The sequence below is a fragment of the Paracoccus sp. J39 genome (assembly GCF_000518925.1).
Classification (GTDB): Bacteria; Pseudomonadota; Alphaproteobacteria; order Rhodobacterales; family Rhodobacteraceae; genus Paracoccus.
In genome coordinates this window covers 47,474-62,125 of the sequence record NZ_JAEN01000024.1, presented here as the reverse complement: position 1 = coordinate 62,125, position 14,652 = coordinate 47,474, and the positions used below count along the sequence as shown (strand labels likewise).

Genomic DNA, 14,652 nt, shown 5'->3' with positions numbered 1-14,652 from the left:
GCCATGCGAATGACGACTGAGGAATCTTTTGTTAAGGTATTGCAGCTTCACGGGATCGAGCATGCTTTCGGGATCATCGGCTCTGCGATGATGCCTGTGTCGGATCTGTTTCCGAAGGCTGGGATCAGGTTCTGGGACTGCGCGCATGAGACGAATGCGGGTCTGATGGCGGACGGGTTCACGCGCTCGACCGGCAAGATGTCGATGGCGATCGCGCAGAACGGGCCGGGGGTGACGGGCTTCGTGACGCCGGTGAAGACCGCCTACTGGAACCACACGCCGCTTCTGCTGGTGACGCCTCAGGCGGCGAACCGGACCATCGGCCAGGGCGGCTTCCAGGAGATGGAGCAGATGCGGCTCTTTGCCGATTGCGTCTGCTACCAGGAGGAGGTGCGCGACGCGAGCCGCATCCCCGAGGTGCTGAACCGGGTGATCATGCAAGCCTGGCGCAACTCGGCCCCGGCGCAGATCAACATCCCGCGCGACTTCTGGACCCAGGTGATCGACGTGGAACTGCCGCAGGTGGTGGCCTTCGAGCGGCCCGCGGGCGGCGAGCAGGCGGTGGCCGAGGCGGCAAGGCTGCTCAGCGAGGCAAAATTCCCGGTCATCCTGTCGGGCGCCGGGGTGGTGCTGTCGGGGGCGATCCCGGACCTGGTGAAGCTGGCCGAGCGGCTGGATGCGCCGGTCTGCAGCAATTACCAGCACAATGACAGCTTCCCGGGCAGCCACCCGCTGGCCATGGGGCCGCTGGGCTACAACGGCTCGAAGGCCGGGATGGAGATCATCCAGAAGGCCGATGTGGTGCTGGCGCTGGGGACGCGATTGAACCCGTTCTCGACCCTGCCGGGCTACGGCATCGACTACTGGCCGAAGCAGGCCAGGATCATCCAGGTCGACATCAATGCCGACCGCATCGGGCTGACCAAGAAGGTCACGGTGGGCATCCAGGGCGATGCGGCCAAGGTGGCGCGCGGCATCCTGGCGCAGCTTGCCCCCGCGGCGGGCGATGCCGGGCGGCAGGAACGCAAGGATCTCATCGCGCAGACCAAGTCCCGCTGGGCGCAGGAGCTTTCGAGCCTCGACCACGAGGAGGATGATCCGGGCACCGAATGGAACGCCGAGGCGCGGGTCCGCGACGCCGGGCTGATGAGCCCGCGCCAGGCCTGGCGGGCGATCATGCAGGCGGTGCCGAAGGAGGCGATCGTCAGCTCGGACATCGGCAACAACTGCGCCATCGGCAATGCCTATCCAAGCTTCGAGGCCGGGCGCAAATACCTGGCGCCGGGCCTCTTCGGTCCCTGCGGCTACGGCTTCCCGGCGATCCTGGGCGCCAAGATCGGCAATCCCGAGGTGCCGGTGATCGGCTTTGCCGGCGACGGCGCCTTCGGCATCTCGATGAACGAGATGACCGCCTGCGGGCGCGCGGACTGGCCGGCGATCACCATGGTGATCTTCCGCAACTACCAATGGGGCGCGGAAAAGCGCAACACGACGCTGTGGTACGACAACAACTTCGTCGGCACCGAGCTCGACCGCGACACCTCCTATGCCGGCATCGCCCGGGCCTGCGGGCTCGCCGGCGTGCAGGTCAAGTCGCAGGAGGAGCTGACCGCGGCCCTGCACGAGGCGGTCGAGCGGCAGATGCGGGACGGCGAGACCACCTTCATCGAGGTGCTCTTGAACCAGGAGCTGGGCGAGCCCTTCCGCCGCGACGCGATGAAGAAGCCGGTGGTGGTGGCCGGCATCGACCCGGCCGACATGCGCCCGCAAAAGGGCGCGGCCTGACGCGGAAAGGCGGCGCAGGGCGCCGGCGCCCCCCGGCTTTCACCGTTTCCCAAATACTCCGGGGGGCGCTTGCCGGGCCCCGTCGAGGGGCCGGGCAAGCGCGAGGGGGCAGCGCCCCCCTCGGCGGCCGGGAAGGACCGCAGGACCGCCGGACACATCCGCCCATGAGGCCCTCTCCCGGGGCGCATGACGCCCTTCCGACGACGACCCGGCGCGGCCCCCGCCCCGGCCCCATCCCCGCATCCCGGTGACGACGATGATGACCACCCTGATCCCTTCGCGCAGCCTGCTCGGCGAGGCCTTCCCGGGCTTCGCGGTCTCGGCGCTGGTCGCGGCCACGGCGCAGTTCCTGTCGGACCATTACGGCGCCCCGGCCATGCTGCTGGCGCTGCTTCTGGGCCTGGCGCTGAACTTCCTGGCCGAGGAGGGCACCCGCACCGCGCCCGGCATCGCCTTCACCGCCCGCACCGTGCTGCGGCTCGGGGTGGCGCTTCTGGGCGCGCGGATCTCGGTCGAGATGCTGAGCGGGCTGGGGCCGCGCGCCATCGCGCTGGTGGTCGCGGGGGTGGTGCTGACCATCCTCTTCGCGCTCCTCGCCACCCGCCTCGTCGGCCGCGGCTGGCGCTTCGCGCTGCTGACCGGCGGCGCGGTGGCGATCTGCGGCGCCTCGGCGGCCATGGCCATCGCCGCGGTCCTGCCCCGGCACGAGAAATCCGAGCGCGACCTGGTCTTCACCGTGCTCTCGGTCACCGTGCTCTCGACCCTGGCCATGGTGCTCTACCCGATGCTGTCGAACGCCTTCGGCTTCACGGCGCGCGACAGCGGCGTCTTTTTGGGCGGCACCATCCACGACGTGGCCCAGGTGGTCGGCGCCGGCTTTTCCATCGGCCCCGAGGCCGGCGAGACCGCGACGCTGGTCAAGCTGATCCGCGTCTCGATGCTGGCGCCGGTGGTGCTGTGCTTCTCGCTGGCGATCCGGGCGCGCGGGCTGGCCGATGCCAGGGGCGGCAAGGCGCCGCCGCTCTTGCCGGGCTTCGTGCTGGGCTTCCTGGCGCTGGCGGCGCTGAACAGCGCCGGGCTGATCCCGCAGCCGGTCTCGGCGCTTGCCGGGCAGCTGTCCCGCTGGGCGCTGCTGATCTCGATCGCCGCGGTCGGCATCAAGACCTCGCTCGGCAGGATGCTCGAGGTCGGGGGCGGCGCCATCGCGCTGATCGTGGCCGAGACCGTGTTCCTGGGCGTCTTCGTCGTCGCCGGCCTGCATTTCTGGGGGTAGTGCCATGAAACCGCTCGAGCGCATCCACGAGGCCGCGAAGGCCCTGGACCGCCACATCATCCTGCCCGAGGGCGGGGACCCGCGCGTCGCCGAGGCCGCCCGCCGGCTGGTGGCCGAGGGGCTGGCCCGCGTCACCCTGCTGGGCGGGCCCGAGATCCCCGGCGTGGGCCGCATCGACCCGGCGGGCGCGCCCGACCTGGCCGAGCTGGCCGACCACTGGCACCGGCTGCGCGCCGCCAAGGGCATGACCGCGGAACGCGCGCTTTCCGAGATGCGCGACCCGATCCGCCAGGCGGCGATGCGGGTGCGGCTGGGCCAGGCCGACGGCACGGTGGGCGGCGCGGTCGCCACCACCGCCGACACGGTGCGCGCGGCCCTGCAGATCATCGGCCGGGCCCCCGGGGCCGGGATCGTGTCGAGCTTCTTTCTGATGCTGTCCTGCGGGCCCGGGGCGCCGGTCCGGGGCGGCATGATCTTTGCCGATTGCGGGCTGGTGATCCAGCCCGACGCGGCCGAGCTCGCCGCCATCGCGCTGTCGGCGGCCGAGAGCTGCCGGCGGCTCCTGGCCGAGGCGCCGCGGGTGGCGCTCTTGTCCTTTTCGACCGCCGGCTCGGCCGATCATCCCAGCCTGGGGCGGCTGCGCGAGGCCTTGGCGCTGATCCGCGCCGCCGCCCCGGATCTGGAGGTCGACGGCGAGCTGCAGTTCGACGCGGCGCTGGACGAGGCGATCCGGGCGAGGAAGGCCCCGGCAAGCCGCCTGACCGGCCGGCCGAACGTCTTCGTCTTTCCCGACCTCGCCTCGGGCAATATCGGCTACAAGATCGCCCAGCGCCTGGGCGGCCTCATCGCCATCGGACCCATCCTCCAGGGCCTCGCCAAACCCGCAAACGACCTCTCCAGAGGATGCTCCGTCAACGATATCGTCAATGCAACAGCAATAACCGCCATGCAAACTCAAATATGAGCCGGAAGATGGCAAGGACTGCGACCCCCCGCGAAGCTCCGATCATGCGGGATGCGGCGAGGACGTCCCGCCGGATCGCCTGATCCGTCCGGGGACGCCGTGACGATCCGTCCGGCGCGGGGCATACGGGCCGGAAAGGCGATCCCCGCGCGGCGCCCAGCCGCTTGCCTGCTGCGCCGAGGCCGGCCCGACAAGGCCGGAGCCGGACTGCGATCCCGTCCTCCGCGCATGGCGGGCGGGTGACGGCCAGTATCCCGGCCGGAACCCGGCATCCCCACATCGGCCGTGGTGGCGTCGCGGGTCCGGCGCGGGCCGCAGACCATGCCCTGTTCCCGGGGCCGAAGCGGCGCCACATGGCGGCTTCGGTCGCCCGGAGAAGCGGCTTGCCAATTCATAGTATTTCAGTAAACAATGCCCGGTGATGACGACCGTGGATATCCGCGTCCGGATGGTCTTCCGATAGCGAGGCGGGCAGGAAACATGCAGGCCAACAGAGAGTTCCTACCTCGGATGGAAACCCGCATCCATGGGCTGCGGACGCTGGCGCCGCTTTGCTATCGCCGCTTTGCCGGGGCGATCGCCGATGTCTGGTCGGTCAGGGGCGAGGAGGGCGGCGGCGGATTCTATATCGCGCCCGATCCGCGCATCGTCATCCTGCTTGGCAAGCAGCCGCCGCCGGTGATGATGCGCATCGGCGGGGATCTTGCCGAATATCGCGGCATCCAGGCGTTCTATATGCCGCCGGGCATGCCGTTATGGAGCCGGATCGAGGCGGACCATGAAAAGTCCCATCTGGATTTTCATATGGAAAGCAGCGCGTTGCATCAAAGACTTGCGGCAGCGGATGTCAGGGCGGACCTGACGCGGCCCCGCCTGCTTGGCCCGAGCGACAAGCTGGCGGATCTGGGCCGGCTGGCCTCGGACGAGGTCCGCAAGCCCAGCCGGGGCGACATGCTCATCGATGCGCTGCTTTCCGCGACGCTGGCCGAGATCTTCGCGACCCAGGCCGGCGCTGAGAACGACGGGCCTTGCACGGCAAGCGGCGGCCTCTCGGCGCGGCGGTTTGCGGCGGTCGAGCGCCATCTGCACGAAAATCTGAGCCGGCACGTTCCGCTTGCCGAAATGGCGCGGGCCGCGGGGCTGTCGGAAAGCCGTTTCTCGCATTGCTTCAAGCAGTCCCAGAACGAAACGCCGCAGCGGTGGCAAAGCCGCGTCAGGTTGAAGGCGGCCCAGGACATGATGCGCGATCCTGCCCGCTCGCTTGCCGATATCGCCTATGCCACGGGATTTGCCGATCAGGCGCATCTGTCGCGGGTGTTCCGGGCCGCGAACGGCATGCCGCCTTCGGTCTGGCGCAGGAGCAATTTTCAGGAGTCCTGAACAAATCCCAGCACTCTGGATCAAGACAGCGTCGGAAAATCGCAGTTAAAGACTCGGAAATTTTCCAGGATGGATCGATGATCAGGATGAACAGAGTCGCCCCGCTTTTCCTGAGCGCCAGCGTGATCGCCATGACGGCGCCCTGTGCCTTGGCGCAGGAGGAGGAAAAGGAAACCCGCCGCGACACCTTCGTCGGCGCGATCGTTCTGGACGCCGTGACGATCGAAGGCTTCCAGAATCCGAACGCGCCGCTGGAGGGCAGGGTGGCGCGGTCCTCGGCCACCACCAAGACCGGCCGGCCGCTGCTGGAGACGCAATCCTCCGTCTCGGTCGTGCCGCGCGCGCAGATCGAAGAGCAGGGCGCGACCAACCTGTCCGAGGCGCTGAGCTATTCGGCCGGGATCGTCACCGAGAACTATGGCGGCGATCCGCGCTTCGACAGCCTGTTCCTGCGTGGCTTCAACCTCGAGAACGACAAGTTCCTGGACGGGCTGCGGCTGATGCGCTCGACCCAGTTCCCGACCAGCGCGCCCGCCTTCGAGCTTTACGGGCTGGAGCGGGTCGAGGTGCTGCGCGGACCGGCCTCGGTGCTTTACGGCGCGGGGACGCCCGCGGGGCTGGTCAACATGATCCAGAAGCGGGCGCAGGCGGACGGCGATTTCACCGAGCTGGGCTTCAGCGCCGACAGCAAGGGCTCGGCCTCGGTCTATGGCGATGCGAACCGGGTCGTGGACGACCGCTTCGCCTATCGCGTCACCGCCAAGGGCGGCAACAGCCGGACCGATGTCGAGGAAATCGACAGCAAGCGCGGCTATCTGGGCCTGTCGGCCAGCTATGCGCTGAGCGACGCGACCGAGCTGGAATTCATGGCCAGCTATCACGGCGATGCGCCGATCTCGCCCACGGGGGTGCCGAGCGGGCTGATCGGGCAGGTCGATGCCAAGGATCTGCGCGAGTTCTATTTCGGCGACAAGTCGGTCAATGACAGCGACCGCAAGATGGGCACGCTGAGCTTCGGCCTGACGCATGATTTCGGCAATGGCTGGCGGCTGAACAACACGCTGCGCTATACCGATTTCGACTGGGATTATGACAGCGTGTATATCGGCGGGCTGACCGGCACCTCGGTCGGGCGGGGCGTCATCACCCAGCGGGAAAACTTCCGCGCCATCGCCACCGACCTGCGGCTGGCGGGCAGCGCCGAGACCGGGGCGGTGACGCATGCGCTGACTTTCGGCATCGACGCGCAGAAGCTGCGCGAGCGCGCCTATACCGGCTTTTCCACCATCGCCCCCATCGACTATGCCGCGCCCTCCTATGGCGGCATCACCGTGCCCGCCCCGTGGTATACGGCGGACAAGTCGGTCGATGCGACGCAGGTCGGCCTTTATGCGCTGGACGAGATCGAATTCGGCAATTGGCGCGCCACGGCGGGGCTGCGATACGAATGGACCCGGCAAGAGGGTCAGAGCGTGACGAATTTCGGCACCACCGATTACGCCCGCGAAGACCGGCAGCTGACCGGCCATCTGGGCTTGGGCTATCTGTGGGACAATGGGGTTTCGGTCTATGCCGCCTATTCGACCTCGTATCTGCCGCAGCCGGGTTTCGACATCGACAACAACCCGCTGGAGCCCACCCACGGCAAGCAGTGGGAGCTTGGGGCCAAATACGAGCCCACCGCCTTCGAGGGGCTGTTCACCGCCGCGCTCTATGACCTGCGCGAGACCGACCGCAATACGTCCGTCACCGAAGAGGTCGAAGGCGGCACCATCACCGGCGTCCGTCAGATCGGCGAGGCGCGCATCCGCGGGCTGGAACTGGAAGGCGTCGCGGAATTCGGGCAGGGCTGGTCGGTCAAGGGCGCCTATACCTATGCCTCGACCGACATCTCGGGCGAGAACGACGGCAACGAGCTGGCCAACACGCCGCGCCACGCCGCAAGCCTCTGGCTGTCGCATGAATTCCAGTCCGGCCCGATGCAGGGGCTGCAACTGGGCGGCGGCCTGCGCTATATCGGCTCTCGCTGGGCCTCGGATGCGAATACCGAGCGGCTGGAGGCGGTGACGCTGGTGGATCTGGGCGCCAGCTACGAATGGGAGAACGGCGTGATCGGCCGGCTGAACGTCAACAACCTGACGGACGAGGCCTATATCTCGGCCGTGGGGCTGAATTCCAGCTATTACGGCGACGGACGCACCGTGCAGGCCAGCCTGAGCCGTCGATGGTGACAGCCGCCTGCGGGTTCAGCCGACGCGCCTTTCTGGCCGCTGCCTGCGGGCTGGCCGGAGGGGCGCTGCCGGCTTTTGCGGCTGGCGGATTGCGGCTGGCGGCCGTGGACTGGGCGATGGCCGAGACCGCGATGGCGCTTGGCCACCCGCCCGCGGCGCTGGCCGAGCTGATCGGCTTTCGCGACGCCGCCGCGGCGCAGCCGCCGCAGAGCACCGTCGACCTCGGCCTGCGCGGGGCGCCCAATCTCGAGGCGCTCAGCCTCGTCGCGCCCGACCTGATCCTGTCCTCCAGCTATTACAGCGCGATCCAGCCGCGCCTGGAACGCATCGCGCCGGTCTTTACCCGCGCGCTTTATGTCGCCGGCGAGCCCGCCTTTCCCAAGGTGATGGCCGTGCTGGGGGAACTGGCGGAGCGGCTGGGCGATCCCGCCGCCGGGCCGCGCGCACAGGCCGCCGCGCAGGCCGAATTCGCCATGCTCGCGGGCCGCGCGGCGCCCTTTGCCGACCGTGCCTGCCTGATGTTCCAGCTGGGCGATTCCCGCCATATCCGCGTCTTCGGCACCGACAGCCTGTTCAGCGGCGCGCTCGAGGCCATCGGGCTGCGCAACGCCTGGGCGGCGCGCACCAGCTTCGCCTTCGCCGCCCCGGTGCCGCTGGAAAAGCTTGCCGAATACCCCGAGGCCCGGCTGGTCATCGTGGGCCGGATCCCGCCCCAGGCCGAACGCGGGCTGGGTTCGGCGGCCCTGTGGAACAGCCTGCCGCCGGTCAAGGCCGGGCGGGTCCACCGCCTGCCGGAACTGCGGCCCTTCGCCGGCATCCCCTCGGCGCTGCGCTTCGCGCATGAGCTTGTCGCCGCGCTGGAGGCCCGGGCGTGAATCGAGCCATCCTGGCCGCGGGGGGCGTCACGGCGCTGGCGCTGTGGAGCATTGCCGCGCTGTCGGCCCTGCCGCCGGCCGACTGGCCCGCCCTGCCTTGGCGGGCCTCCGACATGACGGTCCAGCAGATCCTGCTGGCCTATGGGCTGATGCCGCGCGGGGTCCTGGCCTTGCTGGCGGGCGCGGCGCTGGGACTGGCCGGGGCGCTGATGCAGGCGGTGCTGCGCAATCCGCTGGCCGATCCGACGACGCTGGGCACGGCCTCGGGCGCGCAGCTGGCGATCGTGGCGGCGACGATCTTCGCGCCGGATTGGCTGGTGGCGGGCAACCTGCCCATCGCGCTGGCGGGGGCAGGGGCGGCCACCGTTCTGGTCATGGCGCTGGGGGCGCGGCGAGGGTTCGCGCCGGTCACCGTGACCATCGCCGGCATGCTGGTCGGGCTGCTGGCCTCGGCCGTGGCGACCGCGCTGACACTGGCGCAGGGGCATTACCTGCTGTCGCTGGTGATGTGGAACGGCGGCTCCATGGCGCAGGTGGACTGGTCGGGCAGCCGGCACATGGCGCTGGCGCTGGTCCCGGCGCTGCTGCTGGCGGCGGGGCTGGCGCGGCCGCTGATGGTCATGTCTCTGGGCCCCGAGGGGGCGCATGGGCTTGGCCTGCGGCTGGCGCCCCTGCGCTTCGCGACCCTGCTGCTGGCGGTTGCCCTTTCGGCCCTGGTCTCGGCCGAGATCGGGCTGGTCGGCTTCGTCGGGCTTGCCGCACCGGCCATCGCCCGCAGCCTGGGCGCGCGGACGCTGCTTCAGCGCCTGATGCTGGCGCCGGTGGCGGGGGCGCTGGTGCTGTCGCTGGCCGACGGCCTGCTGCTGGCCGTGTCGGCCGCGGGCGGCCCGAGCCTGCCCACCGGCGCGCTGACCGGGCTGATCGGCGGGCCGCTGCTGATCTGGCTGCTGCCCCGGATGAAGGCGCAGGTGCCGCAGCGGGCCGAAGAGGGCGACCGCCGCAGCCATCGCGCCGCCCGTCCCGGGCGGCTGCTGGCGGGGCTGGCCGCCGCCTGCCTGATGCTGGCGGTGCTGACGTTGTTCGGCGGCCGCGGGCCGGAGGGCTGGGGCTTCATGCCCGCGGAACTGCGCGAGACCTTCCTGCCCCTGCGCGCCGCCGCGATCCTGGCGGCCGCCTCGGCGGGCGCGTTGCTGGCCGGGGCGGGGGCGATCCTGCAACGGCTGACCGCAAACCCCATGGCGGCGCCCGAGGTGCTGGGCGTGACCGGGGGCGCCTCGCTGGGCTATGCGATCACGGTCATGGCCTTCGGCGGCGCCGGTCCGATGATGCTGGCGCTGGGAACTTCGGCGGGGGGTGCCCTGGCGCTGGCGGGGCTGGCGGGCTATGCGATGCGCGCCGATCTGGCGCCCGCGCGGCTGCTGCTGGCGGGGCTGGCCATCGGCGCGCTGGCCTCGGCGGTGCTGGGCGCGATCATGGCTTCGGACGACCGCTCGGCCTGGGTGATCCTGGGCTGGCTGGCGGGCAGCGCCTCGCAGGTCTCGCCCCCGGGCGCCGCCGCCTTGGCCGGGCTGGCGCTGGCGCTGCTGGCCGCGCTGGTCGCTGCCGCCCGCTGGCTCGAGATCCTGCCGCTCGGCGGCGAGGTCGGCCGCGCGCTCGGCCTGCCGCTGGCGCAGGTGCGGCTGGGGCTGATCCTGCTGGCGGGGCTGGCCACCGGGGCGGCGACGATGCTGGTCGGCCCGGTCAGCTTCGTCGGCCTGATGGCGCCGCATCTGGCGCGCAGCATGGGCCTTGCCCGCGCCGCGCCCTTCTGCGCCGGAAGCTGGCTGCTGGGCGCGGTGCTGATGCTGCTCGCTGCCTTCGGGGCACGCACCGCCAGCTATCCCTATGACCTGCCGCTGGGGCTGTTCGCCACGCTGATCGGCGCGCCCTGGCTGTTCATCATGCTGATGAAAAGGACCTCCGCATGACGCTTTTCACCCTGTCGGGCGTCACCTATGACGTGCCGGGCCGCCGGCTGATCGAGGGGCTGGACCTGCAGATCCGCCCCGGCATGGTCACGGCCCTGATCGGGCGCAACGGTTCGGGAAAATCGACGCTGCTGAAGCTGATCTCGGGGCAGAACCGGCCCTCGGCCGGACGCATCGCCTATGCCGGCCGCGATCTGGCGGACTGGTCGCCGCGCGACCTGGCCCGCGACCTGGCCTATCTCCCGCAGGTCACGCCGCCGGCCGAAGGGATGCTGGTCGAGGAACTGGTGGCGCTTGGCCGCTTTCCCTGGCGCGGCGCGCTTGGCCGCTTCCGCGCGCAGGATCACGCCGCCGTCGATGCCGCCATCGCCCGCTGCCATGTCGGCCATCTGCGCGGCCGCCTGGTCGATACCCTGTCGGGCGGCGAACGCCAGCGCAGCTGGATCGCGATGATGCTGGCGCAGGGCGCGCGGACGCTGCTGCTGGACGAGCCGATCTCGGCGCTCGACGTCGCGCATCAGGTCGAGGTGCTGGACCTGGTGCATAGCATGTGTCGGGACGAGGGGTTGTCGGCCATCGTCGTGCTGCACGACCTGAACATGGCGGCGCGCTATTGCGACCATGTGGTCGCGCTTGGTTCCGGCAGGCTGCTGCTGGACGGCCCCATCGGCGCGCTGATGACGCCCGAGGCGCTGCTGGAGATCTATGGCCTGCCCATGCATGTCGCAACGCATGACGGCCATGCCTTCGCCTTGCCGCGCTAGGTCGCCGGTCCTTCCTTCGGATCCCCGCACCGCCCGGGGCTGTGATTCCGGCGCATGCCACCTCCAGCGAACCGCCTGGCGCCCGACGCAGGTCTCGCGGCTGCTGCAGGCCATGGAGGAGGGGCTAATGCCCTTCGTCGATCCGGGGCAGGAACCAGGCGAGCAGCCCGGCCAGCGGCAGGAAGGAGCATAGCCTATAGACCGCCTCGACGCCGTAGCTGTCGGCCAGACCGCCGAGGATCGCCGCCGCGATGCCGCCAAGGCCGAAGTTCAACCCATAGAACAGCCCGCCGATCAGCCCGATGCGGCCCGGCAGCAGCTCCATCGCATAGATCAGGATCGAGGCGAAGGCGCTGGCCATGATCAGGTTGATCGCCACCGTCAGCACCCCGGTCCAGAACAGGTCGGCATAGGGCAGCACCAGCGTCAGCGGCAACGGCCCCAGCACCGAGATCCAGATGATGCGATAGCGGCCGATGCGGTCGCCGACAATGCCGCCGATCAGCGCCCCCGCTGCCGAAGCCAGAAGGAAGACGAACAGCATCATCTGCGCCGAGGGGATCGACAGACCGAAGCGGTCCATCAGATAGAAGGTGTAGAATGAACGGAAGCTCTCGCCGTAAGCGTTCTTGGAGAACATCAGCAGCGTCAGCACCACCAGCCCGATGCCGATGGTCAGGGGCGCGTGCGAGACGTGGCCGCGCCCGTCCTTGCGGGCAGCCGAACGCATCGCCACGAATTCGGCGCTGATCTGCCGCTGGCGGCTGCCGATCCAGACCAGCAGCATCATGGCCATCAGCGCGGCGACGGCGAACCATGCCAGGCTGGGCTGGCCCCAGGGCACGATGATCAGCGCCGCGAAGACCGGTCCCAGCGCCCCGCCCGCCTGCCCGCCGACCTGGAAGATGCCCTGCGCAAGGCCCTGCCGGCCGCCCGCCGCATAGCGCGCCATCCGCGTCGCCTCGGGGTGGAAGATCGACGAGCCGATGCCGATCAGCGCCACCGAGACCAGGATGACCGCATAGCTGTGGGCAAAGGCCAGGCTGACCAGGCCCGAGAGGGTGAACATCATGCCCGCCACCGGAGAGTAGGGCGCCGGGTGGCGGTCCGTCACCATGCCGATCACCGGCTGCAGCAGCGACCCGGCGATCTGGAAGGTCAGGGTGATCATGCCGATCTGCACGAAATCCAGCGCATAGGCTTCCTTGAGGATCGGATAGGCGGCGGGGATCAGCGACTGCATCATGTCGTTCAGCAGATGCGTCAGGCCCAGCATGACCAGCACGGTCACATGGGTTCTGGCGCGGGCGGCGGTCATGGTGGCGGTGGTCATGTCGGCAAGCTTTCCGTGCAGTGGCCGGGAGGATGTCCGGCGCCTCGGGCCATATCTGTGGCCCGAAAGCGCGGCATGGGCAAGGGCGGCCGAGTTCTGTAACGCCACGCCGCTGTCCCGCGCCATCCGCCGGGTCGAAGACGGGGAACTGGACCGTGGGCAGATTCGGGCAGCCGGCCTACCGCGAAGATCCCTGCGGGGCAGGCCGCCGGCAGGCCGCTTGACAGGTCCGCCGCAGAATTATAAACGAACGGTCGTATTGAAATTCTGGAGCCGGCCATGGGACGCAAGCGCAGCATCGATCGCGACGAGCTGATGGCCGCCATCGAGCGGGTGGCGCGCCGTTCGGGCATTGCCGGGCTCAGCATCGATGCCGTCGCCAAGGAAGCGGGGATCAGCAAGTCCAGCGTGGTCTATGACTGCGACAGCAAGGCCGGGCTGCTCGCCGCCTTCATCCGTCACAAGATGGCCCAGCACCAGGCGCGTTTCGTCGATATCCGCGCCCGGCACGAGGGCCGGCCCAATGCCCGGCTGCGCGCGCTGATCGATGAGTGCCGGCGCGTGCCGACCGACGAAGAGCTGGACATGGCGATGCTGATCAGCACCAGCATGGGCGAGCACGCGGAATGCCGCGAGATCATGCGCGAGATGCTGGCCGGCGATGCCGAGACGGTCGCGGCCCAGGCCGGCGACCGGCGGCGGATGCTGATGGCGCTTCTGACCCTGCACGGTATGGAATTCCTCGAATATTTCGGCTTTCACCGTTTCGACCAGGAAACCCGCAATGACATCCTCGACGAATTGATGGCGGTCGTGGAAAGCGACCCCGGCGCAGCCGGAGACTGATCCCTCCCCCATATTCAGCTTCCCAGGAAAGACCGATCCATGACGATGAGATTTTCCCCCGGCGTTTCCGCCGGGCTTGTGCTTTGCTGCCTGATGGCGGCCTCGCCGCTGGCCGCGCAGCAGCTTCCGCCGCCGCAGGTTAGCGTGCAGGAGATGACGCCCGAGGCGCTGCCGGTGGTGAACGAATTGCCCGGCCGCGTGGCCGCGACCCGCGTCGCCGAGGTGCGGCCGCGCGTCGGCGGCATCGTGATCGAGCGCGTTTTCGAACAGGGCGGCAAGGTCGAGGCGGGCGACGTGCTGTATCGCATCGACCCCGCCCCCTATGACGTGCGCGTCGCCAGCGCCGAGGGTGCGCTGGCCCGGGCCGAGGCCACGGCGCTGAACGCCGCAGACCAGGAAAAGCGTGCCCGCGCCCTGCGCGAGCGCAAGGTGACGGCGGGGGTCGATCTGGACAATGCCGCCACCGCGCTGGCCCAGGCCCAGGCGGATGTGGCCATCGCCCGCGCCTCGCTGCAGGAGGCGCAGCTGAACCGCTCCTATACCGAGGTCACGGCGCCCATCGCCGGCGTGGTCGGCCGGGCGCTGGTGACCGAGGGCGCGCTGGTCAATGCCCAGACCGATATCATGGCGACCATCCAGCAACTCGATCCGGTCTATGTGGACTTCACCCAGTCCTCGTCCGAACTGTTCGCGCTGCGCCGCGCGCTGGCGGCGGGGCAGCTGGCCATGACCTCGGCCGATGCGGCCGAGGTGCGGCTGATCTTCGACGACGGCAGCGAATATGCCCATCCCGGCAAGCTGCTGTTTTCGGAAGCCAGCGTGGACAGCTCGACCGGGCAGATCACCCTGCGCGCCGAGTTCCCGAACCCCGAGGGCGAGTTGCTGCCCGGGCTTTACGTGCGGGTGCGGATCGAGCAGGCGGTGCGCGACAACGCCCTGACCGTGCCGCAGATGGCGGTGCAGCGCGACGAGTCGGGCCAGGCCTATATCTATGCGCTGAAGGACGACGAAACGGTCGAGCGCCGCGACGTGACCCTGGGCCAGACCACCGACAACCGCTGGCTGGTGGAAAGCGGGCTGAAACCGGGCGACCGGGTCGTGGTCATGGGGGCGCAGAAGCTTTACCCCGACGCCAAGGTGGTGCCGCAGCCCGTGGACGCGGCCCAGCCGCCGGTGCCGACCGGCGCCGCCGCGGCCGCCGAAGCGCCCGCCCCGGCCCCGGCGCAGGAGTAGG

Annotated in this window: 11 protein-coding genes; 10 read left to right on the top strand and 1 reads right to left on the bottom strand. The window is 69.8% G+C overall.

The features are described from left to right. Window positions 1–3 precede the first annotated feature (3 nt). The 8 genes from xsc to L632_RS0118220 all read left to right on the top strand — a co-directional run bounded on the left by xsc (window position 4) and on the right by L632_RS0118220 (window position 11,239). Window positions 4–1,785: a sulfoacetaldehyde acetyltransferase gene (xsc, locus tag L632_RS0118255; RefSeq protein WP_028712788.1), complete on the top strand. Its 1,782-nt coding sequence runs from the start codon at window positions 4–6 to the stop codon at window positions 1,783–1,785. 256 nt (window positions 1,786–2,041) lie between these two features. Further along, on the top strand, window positions 2,042–3,058 hold the full coding sequence (locus L632_RS0118250) for a YeiH family protein (protein ID WP_028712789.1): 1,017 nt from the start codon (window positions 2,042–2,044) through the stop codon (window positions 3,056–3,058). A gap of 4 nt (window positions 3,059–3,062) precedes the next feature. Beyond that, window positions 3,063–4,022 carry a phosphate acetyltransferase gene (gene pta, locus L632_RS0118245; protein WP_028712790.1) on the top strand — a complete coding sequence of 320 codons (960 nt, stop codon included), beginning with the start codon at window positions 3,063–3,065 and terminating at the stop codon, window positions 4,020–4,022. A 480-nt stretch (window positions 4,023–4,502) separates the two neighbouring features. Continuing rightward, window positions 4,503–5,402 (top strand): AraC family transcriptional regulator, encoded by a 900-nt coding sequence (locus L632_RS0118240; protein WP_028713923.1) that lies wholly within the window; start codon window positions 4,503–4,505, stop codon window positions 5,400–5,402. Window positions 5,403–5,488: 86 nt separating this feature from the next. Further along, window positions 5,489–7,633: a TonB-dependent siderophore receptor gene (locus L632_RS0118235; RefSeq protein ID WP_028713922.1), complete on the top strand. Its 2,145-nt coding sequence runs from the start codon at window positions 5,489–5,491 to the stop codon at window positions 7,631–7,633. Continuing rightward, a complete protein-coding gene (locus L632_RS0118230; protein WP_028713921.1) occupies window positions 7,627–8,508 on the top strand; it encodes an ABC transporter substrate-binding protein in 882 nt (293 codons plus the stop codon). Before L632_RS0118235 ends, L632_RS0118230 begins: the two co-directional genes overlap by 7 nt. After that, window positions 8,505–10,475 carry a Fe(3+)-hydroxamate ABC transporter permease FhuB gene (gene fhuB / locus L632_RS0118225; protein WP_036698824.1) on the top strand — a complete coding sequence of 657 codons (1,971 nt, stop codon included), beginning with the start codon at window positions 8,505–8,507 and terminating at the stop codon, window positions 10,473–10,475. The genes L632_RS0118230 and fhuB overlap by 4 nt, the downstream gene beginning before the upstream one ends. After that, window positions 10,472–11,239: an ABC transporter ATP-binding protein gene (locus L632_RS0118220; protein WP_028717318.1), complete on the top strand. Its 768-nt coding sequence runs from the start codon at window positions 10,472–10,474 to the stop codon at window positions 11,237–11,239. Before fhuB ends, L632_RS0118220 begins: the two co-directional genes overlap by 4 nt. Before the next feature lie 124 nt (window positions 11,240–11,363). Here L632_RS0118220 and L632_RS0118215 read toward each other — a convergent pair whose 3' ends face one another. Continuing rightward, entirely contained in the window at window positions 11,364–12,572 is a 1,209-nt protein-coding gene (locus L632_RS0118215) for an MFS transporter (protein WP_028713918.1), read from the bottom strand. A gap of 279 nt (window positions 12,573–12,851) precedes the next feature. Here L632_RS0118215 and L632_RS0118210 point away from each other — a divergent pair, with 279 nt between their 5' ends. Together L632_RS0118210 and L632_RS0118205 are read left to right on the top strand one after the other, a co-directional pair. Next, the gene (locus L632_RS0118210) at window positions 12,852–13,418 is read left to right on the top strand and encodes a TetR/AcrR family transcriptional regulator (protein ID WP_028713917.1); all 567 of its coding nucleotides are present in this window, start codon (window positions 12,852–12,854) and stop codon (window positions 13,416–13,418) included. A 39-nt stretch (window positions 13,419–13,457) separates the two neighbouring features. After that, window positions 13,458–14,651: an efflux RND transporter periplasmic adaptor subunit gene (locus L632_RS0118205; protein ID WP_028713916.1), complete on the top strand. Its 1,194-nt coding sequence runs from the start codon at window positions 13,458–13,460 to the stop codon at window positions 14,649–14,651. The last annotated feature ends 1 nt before the right edge of the window (window position 14,652 follow it).

Coding starts and splice junctions, on each gene's coding strand:
- xsc (WP_028712788.1), top strand. CDS start 4: ATGCGAATGACGACTGAGGAATCTTTTGTTAAGGTATTGCAGCTTCAC.
- L632_RS0118250 (WP_028712789.1), top strand. CDS start 2,042: ATGATGACCACCCTGATCCCTTCGCGCAGCCTGCTCGGCGAGGCCTTC.
- pta (WP_028712790.1), top strand. CDS start 3,063: ATGAAACCGCTCGAGCGCATCCACGAGGCCGCGAAGGCCCTGGACCGC.
- L632_RS0118240 (WP_028713923.1), top strand. CDS start 4,503: ATGCAGGCCAACAGAGAGTTCCTACCTCGGATGGAAACCCGCATCCAT.
- L632_RS0118235 (WP_028713922.1), top strand. CDS start 5,489: ATGAACAGAGTCGCCCCGCTTTTCCTGAGCGCCAGCGTGATCGCCATG.
- L632_RS0118230 (WP_028713921.1), top strand. CDS start 7,627: ATGGTGACAGCCGCCTGCGGGTTCAGCCGACGCGCCTTTCTGGCCGCT.
- L632_RS0118220 (WP_028717318.1), top strand. CDS start 10,472: ATGACGCTTTTCACCCTGTCGGGCGTCACCTATGACGTGCCGGGCCGC.
- L632_RS0118215 (WP_028713918.1), bottom strand. CDS start 12,572: ATGACCACCGCCACCATGACCGCCGCCCGCGCCAGAACCCATGTGACC.
- L632_RS0118210 (WP_028713917.1), top strand. CDS start 12,852: ATGGGACGCAAGCGCAGCATCGATCGCGACGAGCTGATGGCCGCCATC.
- L632_RS0118205 (WP_028713916.1), top strand. CDS start 13,458: ATGACGATGAGATTTTCCCCCGGCGTTTCCGCCGGGCTTGTGCTTTGC.